Source organism: Pseudomonas sp. UF-293, from assembly GCF_058245595.1.
The window spans coordinates 58,780-76,720 of sequence record NZ_JBSICA010000017.1 but is presented as its reverse complement, the minus strand read 5'-3'; the positions used below and the strand labels follow the sequence as shown (position 1 = coordinate 76,720).

Below are 17,941 nucleotides of genomic sequence, written 5' to 3'. Positions count from 1 at the left end.
CGGTCTGCTTCACGGACGAACCGACTCCCACTTGTTCAGTAGGAGGCAACATGAAAACCACCACCATCATCTTCACCACCCTGCTCGCCCTCGGTTCCACCAGCGCCTTCGCTGAAGGCGGCGCCGAGCGTATGCGTTATTACTACGACAATTTCCCGGTCCAGCACGCGCAAGGCGAGCAAAAGGCCGACGTCGCTGCGAAAGAAATTCGCGTTCCTGCTGACCAGACGGCGCAGGTGACCGAGTCTTATCGCGACTGAATTTCACCGAGCAACCGATGAACCTTCCGTGGCTCCGCTCTGGCCCGGGAGATGACAGTTAGGCGCCCTGATTGGGCGCCTTTTTTTATGTTCGGGCTGGTGATTTGCAGTGAGGGCTTTTCAGGCCTGTAAATCCTTTATCCAGAACAGCATTCGCCCATGATCTGGATTGAACATCCCCGGTGCAAAGCCGAATTTGCGATACGCCCCATGCGCCGCAGCATTGCCTTCCAGCACCTCCAGGGTGATTTTGCAGCAACCGCGCTGGCGGGCGATTTCCTCGACTTTCTGCAGCATTTTCTGGCTTAGCCCCAAGCCACGGAATTTACCAACCACCGCGACGTCATGAACGTTGACCAGCGGTTTGCAGGCAAAGGTGGAGAAGCCCTCAAAACAGTTGACCAGCCCGGCCGGTTCGCCGCCAACAAAGGCCAGCACGCTGAACGCATGAGCTCGGCGCGCGAGTTCTTCGGGTAACCGCTGAAGAAGCTCCGGCGCGATCGGATGACCGCCGCCCATGGGATCTTCGGCGTAGTGGTTGAGCACGATGCCGATGGCTTCGGCGTGCACCGGGTTGCTGTAGCTGGCCTGAAGTACGAGTATTTCTGCGGAATCCATTTCCATCCCCGATAAACAAAAGCCCCGGCGCGCAAGGTGCTTGCTGGAAGGCTGATGGGGACATTAGCTTGGGTTTGAATGGGTGGGCAATCGGAAATTTGAAGATCAAGAGATCGCAGGCTCGTTGCAGTCGTCAGCTCCTACGCGAGTGCATCGAGGCTGCGACCTTTTGCAGTCAGTGGCCCCAGATGAGCTCTTCAGTCCAGCCCAGTTCGGCGAAGTCTTCAGCGCGCAATGCGCTTTCGCCGACGCAGAAAAACTCATCCAGTTGCGGTGGCTTCACCGTCGTGCCGCTGAGCATTGCGTGCACCTGGCCACGATGATGAATCTGGTGTTCGAACAGATGCGAGAGCATGCGCAGGCGGCTGTCATGTTGCGGCATGTCGCGGGCGATGGTGACGATCCTCGGCAGATCAGCATCCCTCAGTTGCTCGCAATAAGCGATCAGACGCCGGTCGACGCGAGCCTGCTCTGCACGCAGCGCCGCAGCGTCGGTGAACGGCTCGTCTTCATTGAAGAAAACGTAGCAATCCGGGTGCGGCTCGTCCCCGCGCAATTCGCGCTCCAGCGCGTCGACGTAGAACCAGTCGCAGGTGAGGATGTGGTTGAGGGTCAGGCGGATGCTGGGGAAGAAACTCACCCGTGGCGCGACCAGTTCAGCGCCATCGAGCCGGGTCCAGGCCTTGGCCAGGCGATGATTGGCCCAGGCATTCTGGTAAGCCATGGTCAGCAAATGATGGGACAGCGGTTGACTCATGTCGGTGTCCTCCTCTTTCAGGCTTCGGCGAAACGCTGCAACTGCATCTCCTGCAACCGGCTGAGGGTGCGGCGGAACGGGAATTCCAGATAGCCCTCGGTGTAGAGCGCGTCCATCGGCACGCTTGCCTCGACGTACAGCGGCACCTTGCGGTCGTAGCATTCATCGACCAGTGCGATAAAGCGGCGTACGCCATCGTCGTGTACTGACAACTGCGGCAGCTCCCGATCGCCGGCGACCACGCGCTCGGCGCCGTCTTCGGTACCGCGCGCGATGCGTCCCTCGCGCTTTCGTGCACTGAGGTTCGGCACTTCGCTCAAGAGAATAGCCCGGTAGCGATCACACAGCGCGATGAAGTCCATGGCGGCGAAAGGTTGTTCGCACAGATCGCTGTAACGGCACCACACTACGGATTCACTGGCCTGTACCACGTTGAGCATGCGATGACCCACTGCGACTGGTTCTTCACTGCTGATTTCATCCGAAATCAGTGATTTGAACACGGCAGCCAGCGCACTCGGCGAATCGGTCGCGCTGACGAAATAGCGCTGTTCGATCGTCCCCGGATGCAGGCGATGATCCTCGGCGCCATTGACCGGGACAACTTGCATGTGCGCCTTGATTGCCGCGATTGCCGGGGTAAAGCGGTCACGATTGAAGCCGTCGGCGTACAGATCATCCGGGGGCAGATTCGACGTGCAGACCACCACCACGCCTTCGTCGAACATCACCTGGAACAAGCGCCCGAGGATGATCGCATCGCCAATGTCGTTGACGAACAGTTCATCAAAACACAGCACGCGTACTTCGCCAGCGAGTTCTTTGGCCAGCGCGCGCAACGGATCGGCGATGCCGCTCAGTTGGAATGAGCGCTGATGGACCCAACCCATGAAGTGATGGAAATGCTGACGCCGCGCCGGTACGCGCAAGGTTTGATAGAACTGATCCATCAGCCAGGTCTTGCCGCGCCCGACCGGCCCCCACAGGTACACGCCGCTGACCGCACGGGCATCGGTGTGCAAGGCTTCGTGGCATTTCTGCAAGGCCCAGACCGCGTGTTCCTGGGCTTCATCCTGGATGAAGCCCTTGTGCTCAACGGCGTATTGCCAGGCACTGAGGGGGGAGTCGAAGTTCATGCGCGGGAGTATGCCACGTGGAATTCTCCATTGCTGATTGACGCACGTGGACGATCATTGTGAGAGCGAGCCTGCTCGCGAAGGCAGCCTGTCAGTGACCGAGATGCAAACTGACCCAGCGCTTTCGCGAGCAGGCTCGCTCCCACAGAGCCCAAAAACCTGACCTTTCAGGCAGTTATTGCTCGTTGCCCTCGCCGCCCGCTTGCGGCATTCTGCGCACCCATTTTCTGACCCGGCCCCGCCTCGCGGCGCGCACCTGACCATGACCGCCTCTGACAAAGCCCCGCGCAACAACGACCTGATCTACGGCCTCAACGACCGTCCGCACCTGACCGCCACCGTGTTCGCCGCGCTGCAACATGTGCTGGCAAGTTTCGTTGGCATCATCACCCCTACCCTGATCATGGGCGGCGCGCTGGGCCTGCAGAGTGAAATCCCCTACTTGATCAGCATGGCGCTGTTCGTCTCCGGCCTCGGTACCTTCGTGCAAGCCAAGCGCTTCGGCCCGGTCGGTTCCGGTTTGCTGTGTCTGCAAGGGACCAGTTTTTCCTTTATCAGCGTGATTCTCAGCGCCGGGTTCATGGTCAAGGCGCGTGGCGGCGGTACTGACGAAATCCTCTCGACCATCTTCGGTGTGTGCTTCTTCGCAGCATTCATTGAAGTGGTACTCAGCCAGTTCATCGGCAAGCTGCGCATGTTGATTACACCGGTAGTGACCGGCACGATCATCACCCTGATGGGTCTGTCACTGATCAAAGTAGCCATGACCGACATCGCCGGCGGCTTCGGTGCGCCCGATCTGGGCGCGGCCAGTCATGTCTTTCTCGCGGCGTTGGTGATCGGCACTATCGTCGTGCTGAACCGCGTCGACGTGCCGTTTCTGCGGCTGGGCGCGATCGTCATCGGCCTGACCCTGGGTTACGTGGTGGCATGGCTGATGGGCACGGTGGATTTCGCTTCGATGCCCGAGGTGCCGCTGGTCAGCGTGCCGGTGCCGTTCAAGTACGGTTTCAACTTCGATTGGGTGGCGTTTGTGCCGGTAGCGGTAATTTTTCTGGTGTCGCCACTGGAAGCGGCCGGCGACCTGACCGCCAACTCGATGATCTCGCGACAACCGGTCAAAGGCCCGCTGTACATCCGTCGAATCAAATCCGGGCTGCTCGCCGATGGTCTCAACTCGGCCATGGCGGCGGTGTTCAACAGCATGCCCATGGTGACTTTCGCGCAGAACAACGGCGTGATCCAGTTGACCGGAGTGGCCAGCCGTTACGTGGCGTTTTTCATCGCCGGGCTGCTGGTGTTGCTCGGTTTGTTCCCGATGATCGGCGCGGTGCTGCAACTGATGCCGAAACCGGTGCTTGGCGGCGCGGAGCTGGTGATGTTCGGCACCGTCGCCGTGGCCGGGATCAAGATCCTCGCCGAGGCCGGTCTGCATCGGCGCAACATGCTGATCGTGGCGATTTCGCTGGGCATGGGCCTGGGCATCGCGGCGGTGCCGGAAGTCCTGCGCGAACTGCCGCAAGCACTGCGCAACATCTTCGAATCGCCAATCACTGTCGGTGCGTTGTGCGCTATCGTGCTGAACATCTTCCTGCCCGAAGAATTCATCGAATTGGAAGAAGACGATTTCGACCCGGAAGCTTCGATTCTGCAGGTCATGGAAAACCCCGACGTCGCCGCCAAAGGTGAACCCGGCCAAGCGGCGGCTGTCGCACAGTTGAACCGCTGACGTCGCGCCTGGAAAAAAGGGCTGCACCGGCGACGGTTCAGCCCTTTTTTGTCGAGAGATTCTTATGCGCCGCGTCCACGCCGTCATCCTGTCGCTCCTGCTGTTGTCGCTCAGTGCCTGCGCGTTGTTTCCCAACCGCGACCCGGTGAACATCAACGTGGTCGGCCTTGAGCCGCTACCGAGTCAGGAACTGGAAGTGCGCTTCGCCATCAAGCTGCGCGTGCAGAATCCCAATGAGACGGCGATCGACTACAACGGCATCGCGCTGGATCTGGAGGTCAATGGGCATTCGCTGGCTTCCGGTGTGAGCGATCAGAGCGGTTCGATCCCGCGTTTCTCTGAAGCCATTGTCACGGTGCCGGTCAGCGTCTCGGCGTTCTCGTTCCTGCGCCAGACCTTGGGCCTGAGCCAGACGCAAAGCCTCGATAACTTGCCCTACGTGCTGCGCGGCAAACTGGCCGGTGGGTTGTTTGGCACAATGCGCTTTACCGACAGCGGCAAATTGAGCCTGCCCAAGGCGAGTGCGGCGACTTGGTAGTCAGCGGTCTCAATCGGCAGAACAACACACAACCCCTGTGGGAGCGAGCCTGCTCGCGAAGGCGGTGTTTCAGGCGACTACGATGCTCATGCTGCCTACGTCTTCGCGAGCAGGCTCGCTCCCACAGGTTCTCTGCAAGTTTCAAGGTCAGGAGTTGAACCGCACCCCCGGCTTCGCACGCTCATCAACGGTCAACTCGAACACATCCGGGCGCGCATAGTGGCCGACCACATCGTAGTCATACCGTGCGCGGACCAGTTCCTCCGTGTCGATTTCCGCTGTCAGCAATCCCGCCTCGCCACGCAGCGGTCCCGCCAGTACATCACCCATCGGTCCGACGATCACACTGCCACCGGCAATCAAAGGTCGATCCCCGGGCCAATTGGCAATCTCCACACCCAACGCATTCGGCGAGGCCTGCACCTGACAGGCGCTGACCACGAAGCAGCGACCTTCGTGGGCGATGTGGCGCATGCTGACCTGCCACATCTCGCGCTCGTCCACGGTCGGCGCGCACCAGACCTCAACGCCCTTGGCATACATCGCCGTGCGCAGCAGCGGCATCATGTTTTCCCAGCACACCACGGCGCCGAGCTTGCCGACCTGGGTGTCAAACACCGGCAAAGTCGAGCCGTCACCCTTGCCCCAGATCAGTCGCTCGGTTCCTGTAGGCATGAGCTTGCGGTGTTTACCGATCAGTCCTGCCTGAGGGTCGAAATACAGCACCGTGCAATACAATGTGCTACCGGCGCGCTCGATCACGCCGATCACCAGATTGGCCCCGGTGCGCGCTGACAATCCGGCCAGCGCTTCGGTTTCCGCGCCCGGTACATCAATGGCATTGGCAAAATAACGTGCGAAGGCCTCACGCCCCTCGGGCAGTCGATAGCCCAACTGGGTGCCGAAGCCCTCGCCCTTCGGATAGCCACCGAGCAGGGCTTCCGGCATCACCACCAGCGCCGCGCCGGATTCGCGGATCGCGTCTTCCCAGCTGAGAATCTGGTCGAGGGTTTCGCCCTTGCCCCCGGGCAAGGCGCCGATCTGCAGCGCAGCAACTATGGATTTGGCCATCGTGTTTACTCCATCAGGTTCAGGTGTTGCCGATTCTCCAGCGGCACGCGATCATGAATAAAGCCCTTCGCGCTGCTGAATGATATGAGCCAAATGAATATCGCCAACATCGACCTCAACCTGCTGAAAGTCTTCGAAGCGCTGCACGAGGAATCCAGCGCCAGCCGCGCGGCCCTGCGCCTTGGCGTAACGCAATCGGCAGTCAGTGCGGCATTGCGCCGTTTGCGCGACGTCTATGGTGATCAGTTGTTTGTACGCACCGGGCGCGGGCTGGCGCCGACCCTGCAAGCCAATCAGCTCAAACCCGTAATCAGCGATGCCCTGAACAAATGTCGGCAAAGTCTGGCCATGCTCGACCCGGCGGCCAATCACTATGACGGGCGCTCGGTAGCGATTGGTCTGTCAGATGATTTTGAAATTGCCTACGGGCGCCACTTGATCGAAGAAATCGCTCGTCGCGCGCCGAAACTGCGGCTGATCTTTCGCCAGACCCACAGCCAGATCGTCGCCCGTGCGTTGATGGAACGCAGCATCGACCTGGCGATCACCGCCGGCGGCTTCGCCGAGCGCCTGCTCAGCCGGCAGGTGTTGGTGGAAGGTGGCTATGCGTGTCTCGTCGACCCGAGCAGTCTCGCGCCAGGCCAGCAGCAGATCGAGCTGCAGGAGTTCGTTGAACGTGAGCACATTCTGGTGTCGTCGGGTGGCTTTATCGGCATTACCGACGAAGGATTGGCGGCGGTGGGTTTGAGCCGGCGAGTCTGCGCCTCGACCACGCATTTTGCCGCGCTGCCCTTTCTGCTCAAGGGCAGTCAGGCGGTGGCGACCATTCCAGCCCACGCCGCAGAAAGTATCGCGGCGTTGAGCGGGTTGGCATTGCTGCCCTGCCCGTTGGCTTTGCCGCGCTATCCGGTGGAGCTGGGCTGGCGCACCAGCACGCAGATCGATCCGGTGCTGGTCAAGGTTCGCGAAGCGATTGCCGCCACGTTCAGCCAAGTGTGAAGCGGGTTATTTGTTCGCCGCCATCAGGCGATTGACTTCGCTGCGCACCATGTTGGCGAACTCCGGTGGCGACATGCCGTCCAGCTCGGCGCGGACCCACTCGGCCCATTTGCCCTTGCGCTTGGAACGCTCGCCAAACAGACGCGCGGCTTCGCCTTTGGCTTTGCCCAGATTGTTCTGCCAGAGTTCGAACAGACGGGATTTCTCATCTTCCAGCGCGGCGCGCTCTGCGAGGGATTTGTCGGCCAGATTGAAACTCATGGGGATTTGTCCTGCTGCGTAAAATGGCGACATCTTACACGCTCGCTGCAAATCTCCGGTGCAGGTTTTTCCCTTCTCCACGAATGACATGCAACTTTTCGCCTGCCGCTACACTCCATTGGTCACTGTCCATTCACCTGCAAGGAGTCACCCAATGGCCCGTAAAACCGCCTCGCAAGCTGCCGAAGAGCAAATCAAGGATCAAGCTTTCAGCGAGCTTCAGGCTCTGATTGAAGAATCGGACAAACTGCTCAAGAGCAGCGCTTCACTGGTAGGCGAAGAAGCGGAAACGCTGCGTGCACAAATCGCCCAGAAACTGCAACTGGCGCTCGACTCGGTGTCCAGCGTGCGCGACCGCACCAAACCTGCCGTAGAAGCGACTGAAAACTATATCGGCGGCCATCCATGGCAGACCGTAGCGATCTCCGCCGGATTCGGCCTGGTGGTGGGCCTGCTGCTCGGCCGTCGCTGAGTTCAGCGTCACAAGAAAAGGCGAACCTCGCGGTTCGCTTTTTTTATGCCTGCGCGACCGACTCCCCTGCCATTTCACGCAACTGCCGCAACGTTTGCTCATCCAGACCGATCCCCTGTGCCATCGAGCGACTGCGCTGCAGATGCCGTCGATCCCCCGGAAGACGCTTGAGCCCGACGCCGTGCATCTGCCGCACCAGCTCCTCGCTGCGCTGGGCGAAACTCTGTCCTGCCGCCTTGTTCGGATCGATCACAATCAATAGCTGACCGGTCCACGGTGTTTTCGCGCCGGGATGGTTGGACCAATCGAATTCGAAGGAAAAATTGCCGCCGGTCAACGCCGCCGCCAGCAGCTCGACCATCATCGACAGCGCCGAACCCTTGTGCCCGCCAAACGGCAGCAACGCCCCGCCCTCGAGAATCGCCTTGGGGTCCTGGGTCGGTTGGCCGAGACTGTCGACGCCCATCCCGGCCGGAAGCTTTTCACCTTTGCGCGCGGCGATCTGTACATCGCCATGGGCGATGGCGCTGGTGGCGAGGTCGAAAACAATCGGCGCGGCATTGGCCCTTGGCGCGGCGAAGGCGATCGGGTTAGTGCCGAACAACGGCCGGTCGGCGCCATGAGGTACGACGCAAGTCATGCTGTTGACCACGCTCAACGCCACCAGACCTTCATCGGCGAACGGTTCGACATCCGGCCACAGTGCGGCGAAATGGTGCGAGTTACGAATCGCCAACACCGCGATCCCGGCATGACGGGCCTTTTCCACCAGCAGCGGTCGGGCCGCCGCCAATGCCGGCTGCGCAAAACCATTGCCGGCATCGACGCGGACAAACCCAGGCGCAACGTCTTCCACCTGTGGTACCGCATGGCCGTTGACCCAGCCGCTTCGCAGCGTCGAGACATAACCGGGCATACGAAATACGCCGTGGCTATGAGCGCCATCGCGCTCGGCGCCGGCGCAGTTGGCCGCGAGCACGCGCGCCACTTCGCTGGAAGTGCCGTGCCGCAGAAATATCGTTTCAAGCAATTGCGTGAGTGCTTCGAGGGACAACGAGGACGAGCCCTGATCGTGTGGCGCAGACATCTGAAGCTCCAGAATGATTATTGGAGGGAACAACAGCGTACGGTCGTTTTGCCCACCGATTAACTGCGCCCGAGCTGTCGGCTGTCAACCCTTGGGTTGATCGACCTTGCGGTCGCCGTCCGGATGCACATTCAGCGTGGGCGGGTGCGGTAACTGAATACCGCAAGCGCGGCCGGCCACGGATCTATGGTTGAGTCCCTGCCCGATGGCGCCCCGTTCAGAGTCCTTATGATGTCCAGTTCGCCCGCACCACTGTTGTTTCCCGACATTTTGAAATCCCCCGGCCTGCATCCCGCTCTGGCCAAAGCGCATGGTCTGAACAGCAAAGACTTCAGCTGGCTCGCGCATGTGCAGCTGGCGACCCACGCCCTGCGCAGTGAACAGACCCCGCCAATGCTCGCCGAGCGCATTTTGCTCAACGCCGAGAAGCAATCACCTGTAGCGCTGGCTGGCAGTTTCGTCCTTGGCACCGGGCCGGATGACGGTGGGGTGTTTCTCTATACCCCCTACGATGGCCTGAAAAAATTCAGTGACGATCAGGCGCTGTCGCAGGCGTTGCAAACGCGCTTGGAAAATGCGGACGAAGAGGACGATCTGCTGGCCTTTCTCACGGTATCGATGCGCAAGGAGCTGGTGGAAAAGCGCGGCATAACGATGACCCGCGAAACGATCACAGGGGATGTGTTCGACGACCAGTCGACGGCCATCAATGCCCAATTGGGCGCTTGCGCGAACGATATGCTGGACGAGCTCAAACGCCTGCCTTTGCTCACCAGCCTGTTGCAAAGCGTTCTCGACGAACAACTCGAGACGCACTTTGGCGACTTGCAGCAATCAGCTACACGGGTCAGTTTTTACCCGACTACTGCGCAGACCGCCGGTGAAGTCAGGCAGCCAACCCAGTCGCTGTCGCTGAGTGAAGCGCTGCTACTGCACTTTCGCCGACAGGGCTGGCCGCCGGGCCAGACCGTCGAGTTCGACCACCCCACCCATCCATCTACGGCAGATGATCAGTCAGCCTGGTCAACTGCGATCAAGTCAGCATCGGGCAAGCTGACCATTCTGCTTTTTCGGCAACTGGAAACGTACTGGAATGCCGCCTCATTCTCGGGCTCGCCACGACGCGCGTTCTTCAGCCGGACGCTGCAGGATCAGGCCCGTGCGGACCTGATGATCAAACGCGAAACGGAAATCCTCTCCGCCAGCGAGTTCGATGCCCTGCACACCTTGATCCGCGAGCCTGCCGTGGCGGTGCAGCGTCCGACCTTTGAAACCGTGTGTTTAAGCGAAGAGACGGCTTCCGTCGAGTTGGCCGGCTCGCTGATGATCAATCATGACAAGGCTTACCTCTACACGCCCAGCCAAGGCATGCAGGTGCTCACGAACTACGTCGATCTTCAGCGGACGCTGACTGCCAAACTCGCTGCGGCTGGCCATGAGGACGAACTGTACGGGCTGATGAGCCTGGAGGAACGCGATCGCTATCTGGGTTTCACCAACGCTCGGGTGTCCGGCGAAAACATCGCCGGCGAGATCATGACCACGCTGTTCGAGGCGATCATTACCAAACAACGGCAGAACGTCGAATTTGCTTTGCAGTGTTTTCGCCAGAGCGAACGTACCACCGACATTCATGCGCTGTTCGATAAGGCGCTGGATATCCGCTCGATGATTCACCAACGTCTGCTCAAAATTGACGTCCATGCGCGCTGGAGCACCCGACCGTTGTTTTCCAGCACTCCACCAGCCTCGCGCGTCCAGGCAGACAAGGCCCGACAACTGGCAAGAAGCCTGAACGCCACATTGGACAGTCTCGCCAGCAGCTTCGCAGAACAGCCGACCCTGACCGACAGTGAACATCGGGCCTTTCTGCAAAGCATCCGCTGGAAGCTGGCGCGCGCATTCGAGGATGGCCTGCGCAGTGAAGTGCAGATGCATGGTCTCAACGATTCTTCGCCGAGTATTGAGCGGAAAATTGTCGAAACCGTCTTGGATGCCAGGCGCACGACACGTAACGATCGTCAGTCAATCAACGGTTTCCGCCCGGACGCCTGGTCACTCTCACTGACCTGCTCCGACCAAGGCAGCGTGCTGCCGCTTGCGTATTGTCTGCTGATGACCGAACGCGGCGGGATGGACGTCGCGCATTCCGGGCTCTGCGTGCTCTGGACACCGGCCGCAGGCCTGGAATCGTTCAAGGATATCGACACCGCGCGCGCGCAACTGCAGCGCCGACTGGACGACAACAACCAGAGCCACACACTGTTGGAAAATCTGCCGTCAGCGCAACGTCGGCTGGATCAGCAATACACGCTAGGCACTTTCCTGTTGATCGAAGACAGCGTCGCAAGCGAGCGCATGCAATCGGCCATTGAACATTACCTGGCGGAGTGTGAGCTGTTGCGCACGTGTATCAAGGACAAACAAACGCTTGCAAACTTCCTGGAGCGCATGAAAACCAGAGGTATCAATACCAATCTGCGTCGGGCCATTGACCTTGCGCAAACGGTTTCCACTCACTTGGACTACCCCGACTGGTTGCGCATGGCGCCAGTAACAGAGCAACGTACACACCTTGCGCTGCTGGATGAAGTGCGTCGCGCGTTTCGTGACGGCAAGGATTTTCTCGACGACGTCCCGGCCTTGGCTACCCATGTCGAGCAGACCCTCAAAACATTGCTCGACGCCAGATTTCCCGGCAATGGACTAAAGCCTCAGGACATCCAGATCACCCCGAACCTGACCCTCGCCGGACCCGCCTGTGACCTGTTGGAGTTTGCCCTGCATCATTACAACGTTGTGCAAGGTACTGGTTTCAAGGTGGCCTCGAAAACGGCCACGGCATTACCGGAAAAATTTGACCCGTCCGCCGTGCGCCAACTGCTGCAGTCGCTGGAGGTAGCCACGACCTACACGCGCAAAGTGACCGAAGCGCTGACGGCGGACAATGACGCTGCGCGCGCCCGTAAACAAAGGTTCTTCCGTCAGTTGCCCTGGCAGTTGATCCAGCACGCACATGCGTTGAAGTTGCAACAACAACTGTCAGATACCGGGTACGACTATGTGTGCCAGGTGCTCGATATGCCGGACGGGATTGCGCGTGCAATGGTCGAGGGTGCCGATGCGATTGTCAGTCCCCTGGCGTTGATCAAAACCGCGCACGCCGATCCCGTTGAGGCGCCAGGCATCTATGTCTTCGGGCCTGGCGCGGGAACAAGCGGCCCACGGGTGCTCTATGCGCCCTACTCCAGGTTCGTATTTCGCGAGTTCGAGAATCAGAGCCAATTGATCGATGCGCTGAACACGCCCGGGCATTTTCAGGATCTGGTTATCCGGCGTCTGCCGGTCTCCCAACAAAGTGTCTTCAAGAATCTGCTGAAAACCACCATCGGCCAAACCAGCGAAATTACCCTTCAGGACAACGCCATCCAGGGCAATGCACTGGAACAATTTCACAAAGACACCCTCAGCCTCTTGCCGCGACTGCTCAGTAGCCAGCCGCAGATCAATGCCCAATCCGATTGGGAGGCGGCCAAAGTTCTGTTCAGCCATGGGGTCCGTCTGGTTCCGCACTTGCTGCCTGGAAAACTGGCGTCGCTGTTTTTCCTCTGGAAAAGCTACCAGGACTTCAAGGAGTCGGCCGATGACCTTCAGGATCATCACTGGGCCAACGCTCTCAAGACTTTCATTGCCGGTGCGATTTCCATGCTGAGCCTGGGTCGCCTGGCCTGGGATTCGGAACCGGAACCGGAACCCGCAGTGTCCGGGTTTGCTGCTGAGCCAGAGCCAACCTCGTCGACGCCAGCCGAAACCCGCACAGATACGCCGGTGCAGGCTGTCTCGCGCTGGTCCAAGGTCCCGCCAGCGACGTCCTCTCGAGCCAACCTGCAGCGCTTCGAAACCGCCACGGCGCTGAAAGACCTGAAGCTTGAGAACAATAAGCTGGTGTATGCGGACGCCTCGAAATCGCACAAATACGCGGCAATTGCCGGCAAGGTCTATCCGGTGGTGCAATCGGACAACGTCTGGTTTCTGCGCGAACCGAATGGCGGCGAAGGGCCGGCGCTTGAACAGAAAAATTCCAGACTGGTTGTTGCACGCCCCGGCCATTCCATTCAGCGCTGCCGATCAAAACGCAGCAAGATGCAGCAAGAAGAAGTCGAGCGCAGTCGTTCAATCCTGATGTACGTTCAGGCCCAGGGCATGACGCAGATCCATCGGCTATATCCGGCCAGGGCCTTCGTCATACAGCAGGCAGTCGGCCGGGCGCGAACCTATGCCCTGAACTGCCTGCATAACTTCGTGGTGCATCGCGACAATCTGGGTGGCACTCGGGTAGAAACCGTGCTAAGGCAGTTCTTCGAAGTGCCGCAAGTGACTCCCTTCCTGCTGCGCAAGATCGAAAAGGTGATTCTGCCGATTTGTCGCGAGCTGACCGACCCCAAAGATGATCTGCTCTATACCGAGCGTTTTTTTGCCGGGCTCAATGCCTACTACGACGACGATACCGTGGCCTTTGTGTTCAAAGAGGACAAGCGACGGATTGTCCACCTGACCGAACATTTCTTTAATCCGGGAATGGATGCCTATACACCTGTGTTGCCTCCCAGGTTCAACGTTGACTCCCACGCACGTGCGGTCACGTTGATCCACGAGCTGTCGCATCTGATTTGCGACAGTGAAGACTTGGCCTCCGTCGAAGCGATTGCGCCTCACACGAATCTCATTGACACAACTTCATCGGACGGGCGGCTGCTCAAAGCCGATCTTGAAAGCCTGCGCAAATCCCTTTCGCGATCTACGGCGCCTTCGCGCCTGTTCAGTGAGAAAAAACCGAACGGCACACGCGTGGGGCTGGACCAGTTGCCGATGCGCATCAACGAATACAGGAAGATTCTCAAACTGACCAAAACCACGACGCTCGCCGATGCACGCAAAGCATTTCGCAATCCGCTAGAGACTGAGCCGCGCATCGAAGTGATTCTGGCCAACGCCGACTCGATCGCGTTGCTGATCAGCGAACTGGGGCAAGTCCTCGATCCGCTGCCGGCGCCAATCCCCTTACCGGCACCTGTAACCAGCGGGACGTCGTCTTCATAAACGCTGTTACAAAAAATGCGCTGGCTCGACGCCAGCGCATTTCGTACATACAACAAAGGTGTAACGGTGCATTAGTCCTTCTGATCACGCAACACGTTACCCGACGCCCCATCGATGCGGAATTCATAAACGATGCCATCGGCCTTGCGCCCTTCGCCTTCCCAGTAACCGTCATTGTCGGCACCGATCTCATAGACCTCGACATAACCGGCCTTGGTCTTGGCGACTTCGATAGCTTTTTCGATGGTGATCCAGCCCGCGCCTGGCTTGTCCGCGAGGGCGGCACCGGCGCTGAGCAAACCGGCGGTGGCAATCAGGGCTGCGAATGTCTGTTTGATCATTTTTTCACTCCATTTATGGATAGTGGGCAGTTGCTTCCTGTTTTTTTGGGCGCCACAGGGAAAAATAAGTTCCACGTTGATGGGTAAATGCCATGACGGATGTTCTCGGCAGCCTGCCGGCGAGGTTAGAATGAGCGAAATCAGGACGAGTCAATGACCCAAGACACTCTCTCGGAAGCCGAATACGATGCGATCACCGATGCCGCCGCGCACTGGTGTATGCGTCTGCACGCCGCTGACTGCACGGACGAGGAGCGTCGCGCATTCCAGGAATGGCACGATGCCCATCCCCTGCACGCCTTCGAATACGAAGCGATGCAGGAAATCTGGGAAGTCGCCGGGGACCTGCCTCGAACCGAGCCGGGGGAACTGGCCGCACAACGCAAACCGTCGCGCCCGTGGCGCAAGTTCGCGGTCATCGCTGGCGCCTGTGCCCTGGCCTTGCCACTGGCGGCCTATAGCGGCTGGAGTCTGGGCTGGTTGCCCGACAGTTATCAGCATTACACCGCGACCGACAGTGTGCGTCAGATCACCCTGAGTGACGGCAGCCAGCTGGAACTCAACCTGAACACCGACCTGACCTTCAGCAATTACAAACATGAACGTCGCGTCATCCTGAACAACGGCGAGGCGTTTTTCCATGTCAGTCACGACACGGCGCATCCGTTCGTGGTGCGCGCCGGGGAAGGCAGGATTCGCGTCACCGGCACCCGATTCAACGTGTGGATGTATGAGGATCAGGTTCGCGTGAATCTGGTCGAAGGTTCGGTGCTGGTCAGCAGCAATCGTGACCTGCCGGGTGACGGTTTGCGCCTGACGCCTTCGATGCAGGCACGCTACCGGCATGGCGATTACGCACCGCAAATCAGCCAGACCTACCCTGGCGACACCTCGCTGGCATGGCGTAGCGGCCGATTGATACTCGATAACCTTGCCCTGCACGACGCCCTGCCGCTGATCAACCGATACCTCGACAAACCGTTGATGCTGGCCGACACCGCTACTGGCGCGATTCGGGTGGGCGGCGTCTACAACATCAAAGAGATGAACAACCTCGCCAACAGCCTGCCGAAAGTACTGCCGGTCTACCTGACCCGCAACAAGGAAGGCAACCCGGTGATCAATTCGATGCCGCAGCGCCCATCCAAAAGCTGAAGGCCGCGTCCCTTGCGGGAGGCGGCCTTCGTTTGTTTCGGGCTATGCCTGGTTTACTGCGCGGCCACCTTCCCTGCCTGATTCTGTACCTGTTGGATGGTCTGCACCTGATAGTGCGGGTCTGCCTGAATCTGCTGCTCGGTAAATGGCAGCACACTCCACTGTTTCTTCGAAAACGCTGCAGTCTGGTCCCGTGAATATATCGACATCGGGTCGCTGGACAGCGAGAACGCCAGCAGCCCTTGGGCATGTGGGCCTTTTTCGTCGAAGCTCACCACTTGCAGATAGCTGGTGCCGCTGACCACCTCAAGTTTGCCGTCATCACGGGGCACGCTCTGCATCGCGTTGTAGATGCCCAGTGTACCCGGCCCGCCATGAATAGGCGTTTGCTGCCCGCCGCTGCTGACCACCTGGATATCGCCCCAGCGCATGTCCGGCTTCAGGCCCATTTTTCCAACCTGCTCGACCGACGCCAGCATCGCCTCGCGCAGCGCTTTGGCAACCGCCGGTTGCTCGACCGCCAGACCACGCGGAGTGTTTTGCGCATCGGCGGGATTGAATGCCACGCGCCATATATCCGGCGATTCGAGCAGCGCCTGCATGATGTTCTGGAAGTGCACCAGACCGAGCCCGGCATCCAGATTGGCGCGGCCGTCCCAGGCTTTGAGGCTGACGCAGGCAGATTTGAGCGTCTCGGCATCGCTGCCCAGATCGGCTGCGCAGAACCTCAGCAGATCCGGCATGACCTGCGAGGCCAGATAAACCTGATCGTCCATGACCATGTGCTGCAGATCCTTGATCGCCAGCGGGCCTTGTTTGTTCAGGTCAGCCAAACGATCAAGGGCGAATCGCGAGCGCAGGCCAAGCGGTTGGCCGTCCTGACTGATGAGCGGCGAATAACCGGTGAGCGGACGCGCCGGATTGGCCAGCCATGCGGAATCGTTGGAGTGCTGGACGAAATCCTTGCGCAGCAATTGCGGTAACTGGCTGGAAGCGAATATGCCCTTCTGCGCCGCTTGCGGATCGATATCCCAGGCGCAGCCGCTGTTGGAGCCGTCCAGGACAATCATGCGCAGACCGAGGCGTGGGTCGCTGCACTTGGCCAGTTTCTCCGCGCTGACGTTCGGCACCACCGACAGGTTCATGTACAGCGTCTGCCCCTTGTCATCCACTGCAAGGGTATTGACCCACGGGATGCCCTGAATCTGCTGCACCGCGCCTTGCAGATCCTTGAGACTGCTGGCCTGGTTCATCGCATACCACTGTTTCAGCACGCGATCATTTTCCAGGTTGGCATCGCGCAGGCTGTAGGCGTATTGCTTGTCCCAATCGAGCTTGCCCGGCCATTGCACGATCGGCCCGAATTGCGAACTGTAAATATCGCGGTCCACCGGCACGACCTGGCCGTCAGCCTGCTTGACCTGCACGGTGACGGTCTGTTTGCTCAGGGGCAGCGACTTGCCGTCGAGCAGGTAACGGGTCGGATCTTGCGGGTCGAGTTGCAGACGATACAACGTGAAGTGTTTCGACGAATCGACGGTGTGGGTCCAGGCCAGATGCTGGTTGAAACCGATGTTGATCATCGGCAACCCCGGCAAAGCGGCGCCCATGACATCAAGCTTGCCAGGAATGGTCAGGTGCATCTGATAGAAGCGCATGCCACCGACCCAAGGGAAATGCGGGTTGGCCAGCAACATGCCGCGGCCGTTGAACGAACGCTCGCTGCCAACTGCCACGGCGTTGCTGCCGCGATCCAGAGCGAAACGTCGCTGACGCGCGTCGGCCAACTGGAACGCCTCGGCGTCGTGCTTGACCTGCGCGGTCGCTTGCGGCGGCGTCGCGCCAGCAAGGGCTTCAGCGAACTGGCCCACACCGCCTTCAACCAGTAGGCGCCGCGTCAGCTTGACCAGATCCTCGGCGTGGATATCACGCACCCATTCACCCTGGCATTGCTGCGGCAACCCTTGCGGACGACGTTCAGCCAGATAACGGTTGTAACCGGCGGCGTAACCCTCGACCAGGTCGCGCACCTGAGCCGGTTGCGCTTGCCAGAATGCTTTGACCGCATCAGGTGTATTGAGCCAAGTGAAGAACACATCACTGACGCGGTTTTCCCGTTGCTCGACTGTGAACTGCTCGGGACCGAAATACCGCGAGCGCTGACCATTGACGGTCACGATCTCGTTAGCCAGCAGACACAGATTGTCCTGGGCGTAGGCGTAGCCGATGCCGAAACCCAGACCGCGTTCATTCTCGGCGCGAATGTGCGGCACGCCAAACGTGGTGCGGCGAATGTCCGCGCGGGTGTCCGCAGCCGGACTCAGCGCGTGGGCCGACAGGCTCAGCCCGAATAAAGTGCCGGCAAGGGCCAGCCCGGTGAGTTGCCTGGAAATAATCACGCTCGCTCCTGATCGATA

Annotated in this window: 15 protein-coding genes; 7 read left to right on the top strand and 8 right to left on the bottom strand. The window is 59.7% G+C overall.

The annotated features are described in order from the left end of the window. The first annotated feature begins 50 nt into the window (after positions 1-50). Complete coding sequence (locus tag AC4IHP_RS18115) at positions 51-260, top strand: hypothetical protein (protein ID WP_490832357.1); 210 nt, start codon at positions 51-53, stop codon at positions 258-260. Positions 261-380: 120 nt separating this feature from the next. On the opposite strand, the gene AC4IHP_RS18110 is transcribed toward AC4IHP_RS18115, so the two are convergent. The 3 genes from AC4IHP_RS18110 to zapE form a co-directional block, all read right to left on the bottom strand. Continuing rightward, the gene (locus tag AC4IHP_RS18110; protein WP_460119069.1) at positions 381-878 is read right to left on the bottom strand and encodes a GNAT family N-acetyltransferase; all 498 of its coding nucleotides are present in this window, start codon (positions 876-878) and stop codon (positions 381-383) included. 175 nt (positions 879-1,053) lie between these two features. Beyond that, the gene (locus AC4IHP_RS18105) at positions 1,054-1,635 is read right to left on the bottom strand and encodes a DinB family protein (RefSeq protein ID WP_490832356.1); all 582 of its coding nucleotides are present in this window, start codon (positions 1,633-1,635) and stop codon (positions 1,054-1,056) included. Positions 1,636-1,652: 17 nt separating this feature from the next. Next, complete coding sequence (zapE, locus tag AC4IHP_RS18100) at positions 1,653-2,771, bottom strand: cell division protein ZapE (RefSeq protein ID WP_490832355.1); 1,119 nt, start codon at positions 2,769-2,771, stop codon at positions 1,653-1,655. Positions 2,772-3,033: 262 nt separating this feature from the next. Here zapE and AC4IHP_RS18095 point away from each other — a divergent pair, with 262 nt between their 5' ends. Both AC4IHP_RS18095 and AC4IHP_RS18090 read left to right on the top strand, forming a co-directional pair. Next, positions 3,034-4,500 carry a nucleobase:cation symporter-2 family protein gene (locus AC4IHP_RS18095; RefSeq protein ID WP_490832354.1) on the top strand — a complete coding sequence of 489 codons (1,467 nt, stop codon included), beginning with the start codon at positions 3,034-3,036 and terminating at the stop codon, positions 4,498-4,500. Positions 4,501-4,564: 64 nt separating this feature from the next. Further along, the gene (locus AC4IHP_RS18090; RefSeq protein ID WP_073474543.1) at positions 4,565-5,038 is read left to right on the top strand and encodes an LEA/WHy family protein; all 474 of its coding nucleotides are present in this window, start codon (positions 4,565-4,567) and stop codon (positions 5,036-5,038) included. Positions 5,039-5,185: 147 nt separating this feature from the next. On the opposite strand, the gene AC4IHP_RS18085 is transcribed toward AC4IHP_RS18090, so the two are convergent. Beyond that, the gene (locus AC4IHP_RS18085) at positions 5,186-6,109 is read right to left on the bottom strand and encodes a carbon-nitrogen hydrolase family protein (protein WP_490832353.1); all 924 of its coding nucleotides are present in this window, start codon (positions 6,107-6,109) and stop codon (positions 5,186-5,188) included. An 84-nt stretch (positions 6,110-6,193) separates the two neighbouring features. On the opposite strand from AC4IHP_RS18085, the gene AC4IHP_RS18080 reads away from it, so the two are divergent. After that, the gene (locus AC4IHP_RS18080; RefSeq protein ID WP_490832352.1) at positions 6,194-7,108 is read left to right on the top strand and encodes a LysR family transcriptional regulator; all 915 of its coding nucleotides are present in this window, start codon (positions 6,194-6,196) and stop codon (positions 7,106-7,108) included. Positions 7,109-7,114: 6 nt separating this feature from the next. Here the strand turns inward: AC4IHP_RS18080 and AC4IHP_RS18075 are convergent, their stop codons facing one another. After that, positions 7,115-7,369, bottom strand: coding sequence for a hypothetical protein (locus tag AC4IHP_RS18075; RefSeq protein ID WP_003224595.1), 255 nt, complete (start codon positions 7,367-7,369; stop codon positions 7,115-7,117). Positions 7,370-7,523: 154 nt separating this feature from the next. On the opposite strand from AC4IHP_RS18075, the gene AC4IHP_RS18070 reads away from it, so the two are divergent. Further along, a complete protein-coding gene (locus tag AC4IHP_RS18070) occupies positions 7,524-7,841 on the top strand; it encodes an ElaB/YgaM/YqjD family protein (protein ID WP_016774661.1) in 318 nt (105 codons plus the stop codon). A gap of 43 nt (positions 7,842-7,884) precedes the next feature. Here AC4IHP_RS18070 and AC4IHP_RS18065 read toward each other — a convergent pair whose 3' ends face one another. Beyond that, positions 7,885-8,928 (bottom strand): Ldh family oxidoreductase, encoded by a 1,044-nt coding sequence (locus AC4IHP_RS18065; RefSeq protein WP_460119058.1) that lies wholly within the window; start codon positions 8,926-8,928, stop codon positions 7,885-7,887. Positions 8,929-9,159: 231 nt separating this feature from the next. Here AC4IHP_RS18065 and AC4IHP_RS18060 point away from each other — a divergent pair, with 231 nt between their 5' ends. Beyond that, a complete protein-coding gene (locus AC4IHP_RS18060) occupies positions 9,160-14,028 on the top strand; it encodes a dermonecrotic toxin domain-containing protein (RefSeq protein ID WP_490832351.1) in 4,869 nt (1,622 codons plus the stop codon). Positions 14,029-14,099: 71 nt separating this feature from the next. Here the strand turns inward: AC4IHP_RS18060 and AC4IHP_RS18055 are convergent, their stop codons facing one another. Further along, positions 14,100-14,369: a PepSY domain-containing protein gene (locus tag AC4IHP_RS18055; protein WP_426159407.1), complete on the bottom strand. Its 270-nt coding sequence runs from the start codon at positions 14,367-14,369 to the stop codon at positions 14,100-14,102. A 153-nt stretch (positions 14,370-14,522) separates the two neighbouring features. Between AC4IHP_RS18055 and AC4IHP_RS18050 the strand changes: the two genes are divergently transcribed. After that, on the top strand, positions 14,523-15,524 hold the full coding sequence (locus AC4IHP_RS18050; RefSeq protein WP_490832350.1) for a FecR family protein: 1,002 nt from the start codon (positions 14,523-14,525) through the stop codon (positions 15,522-15,524). Positions 15,525-15,577: 53 nt separating this feature from the next. Here the strand turns inward: AC4IHP_RS18050 and pvdQ are convergent, their stop codons facing one another. Next, positions 15,578-17,923, bottom strand: coding sequence for a bifunctional acylase PvdQ (gene pvdQ, locus AC4IHP_RS18045; protein WP_490832349.1), 2,346 nt, complete (start codon positions 17,921-17,923; stop codon positions 15,578-15,580). Positions 17,924-17,941: the final 18 nt, after the last annotated feature.

Excerpts from the sequence above, each read along its gene's own strand:
- AC4IHP_RS18115 (WP_490832357.1), top strand. The coding sequence starts at position 51 with ATGAAAACCACCACCATCATCTTCACCACCCTGCTCGCCCTCGGTTCC.
- AC4IHP_RS18110 (WP_460119069.1), bottom strand. The coding sequence starts at position 878 with ATGGATTCCGCAGAAATACTCGTACTTCAGGCCAGCTACAGCAACCCG.
- AC4IHP_RS18105 (WP_490832356.1), bottom strand. The coding sequence starts at position 1,635 with ATGAGTCAACCGCTGTCCCATCATTTGCTGACCATGGCTTACCAGAAT.
- zapE (WP_490832355.1), bottom strand. The coding sequence starts at position 2,771 with ATGAACTTCGACTCCCCCCTCAGTGCCTGGCAATACGCCGTTGAGCAC.
- AC4IHP_RS18095 (WP_490832354.1), top strand. The coding sequence starts at position 3,034 with ATGACCGCCTCTGACAAAGCCCCGCGCAACAACGACCTGATCTACGGC.
- AC4IHP_RS18090 (WP_073474543.1), top strand. The coding sequence starts at position 4,565 with ATGCGCCGCGTCCACGCCGTCATCCTGTCGCTCCTGCTGTTGTCGCTC.
- AC4IHP_RS18085 (WP_490832353.1), bottom strand. The coding sequence starts at position 6,109 with ATGGCCAAATCCATAGTTGCTGCGCTGCAGATCGGCGCCTTGCCCGGG.
- AC4IHP_RS18080 (WP_490832352.1), top strand. The coding sequence starts at position 6,194 with ATGAGCCAAATGAATATCGCCAACATCGACCTCAACCTGCTGAAAGTC.
- AC4IHP_RS18075 (WP_003224595.1), bottom strand. The coding sequence starts at position 7,369 with ATGAGTTTCAATCTGGCCGACAAATCCCTCGCAGAGCGCGCCGCGCTG.
- AC4IHP_RS18070 (WP_016774661.1), top strand. The coding sequence starts at position 7,524 with ATGGCCCGTAAAACCGCCTCGCAAGCTGCCGAAGAGCAAATCAAGGAT.
- AC4IHP_RS18065 (WP_460119058.1), bottom strand. The coding sequence starts at position 8,928 with ATGTCTGCGCCACACGATCAGGGCTCGTCCTCGTTGTCCCTCGAAGCA.
- AC4IHP_RS18060 (WP_490832351.1), top strand. The coding sequence starts at position 9,160 with ATGTCCAGTTCGCCCGCACCACTGTTGTTTCCCGACATTTTGAAATCC.
- AC4IHP_RS18055 (WP_426159407.1), bottom strand. The coding sequence starts at position 14,369 with ATGATCAAACAGACATTCGCAGCCCTGATTGCCACCGCCGGTTTGCTC.
- AC4IHP_RS18050 (WP_490832350.1), top strand. The coding sequence starts at position 14,523 with ATGACCCAAGACACTCTCTCGGAAGCCGAATACGATGCGATCACCGAT.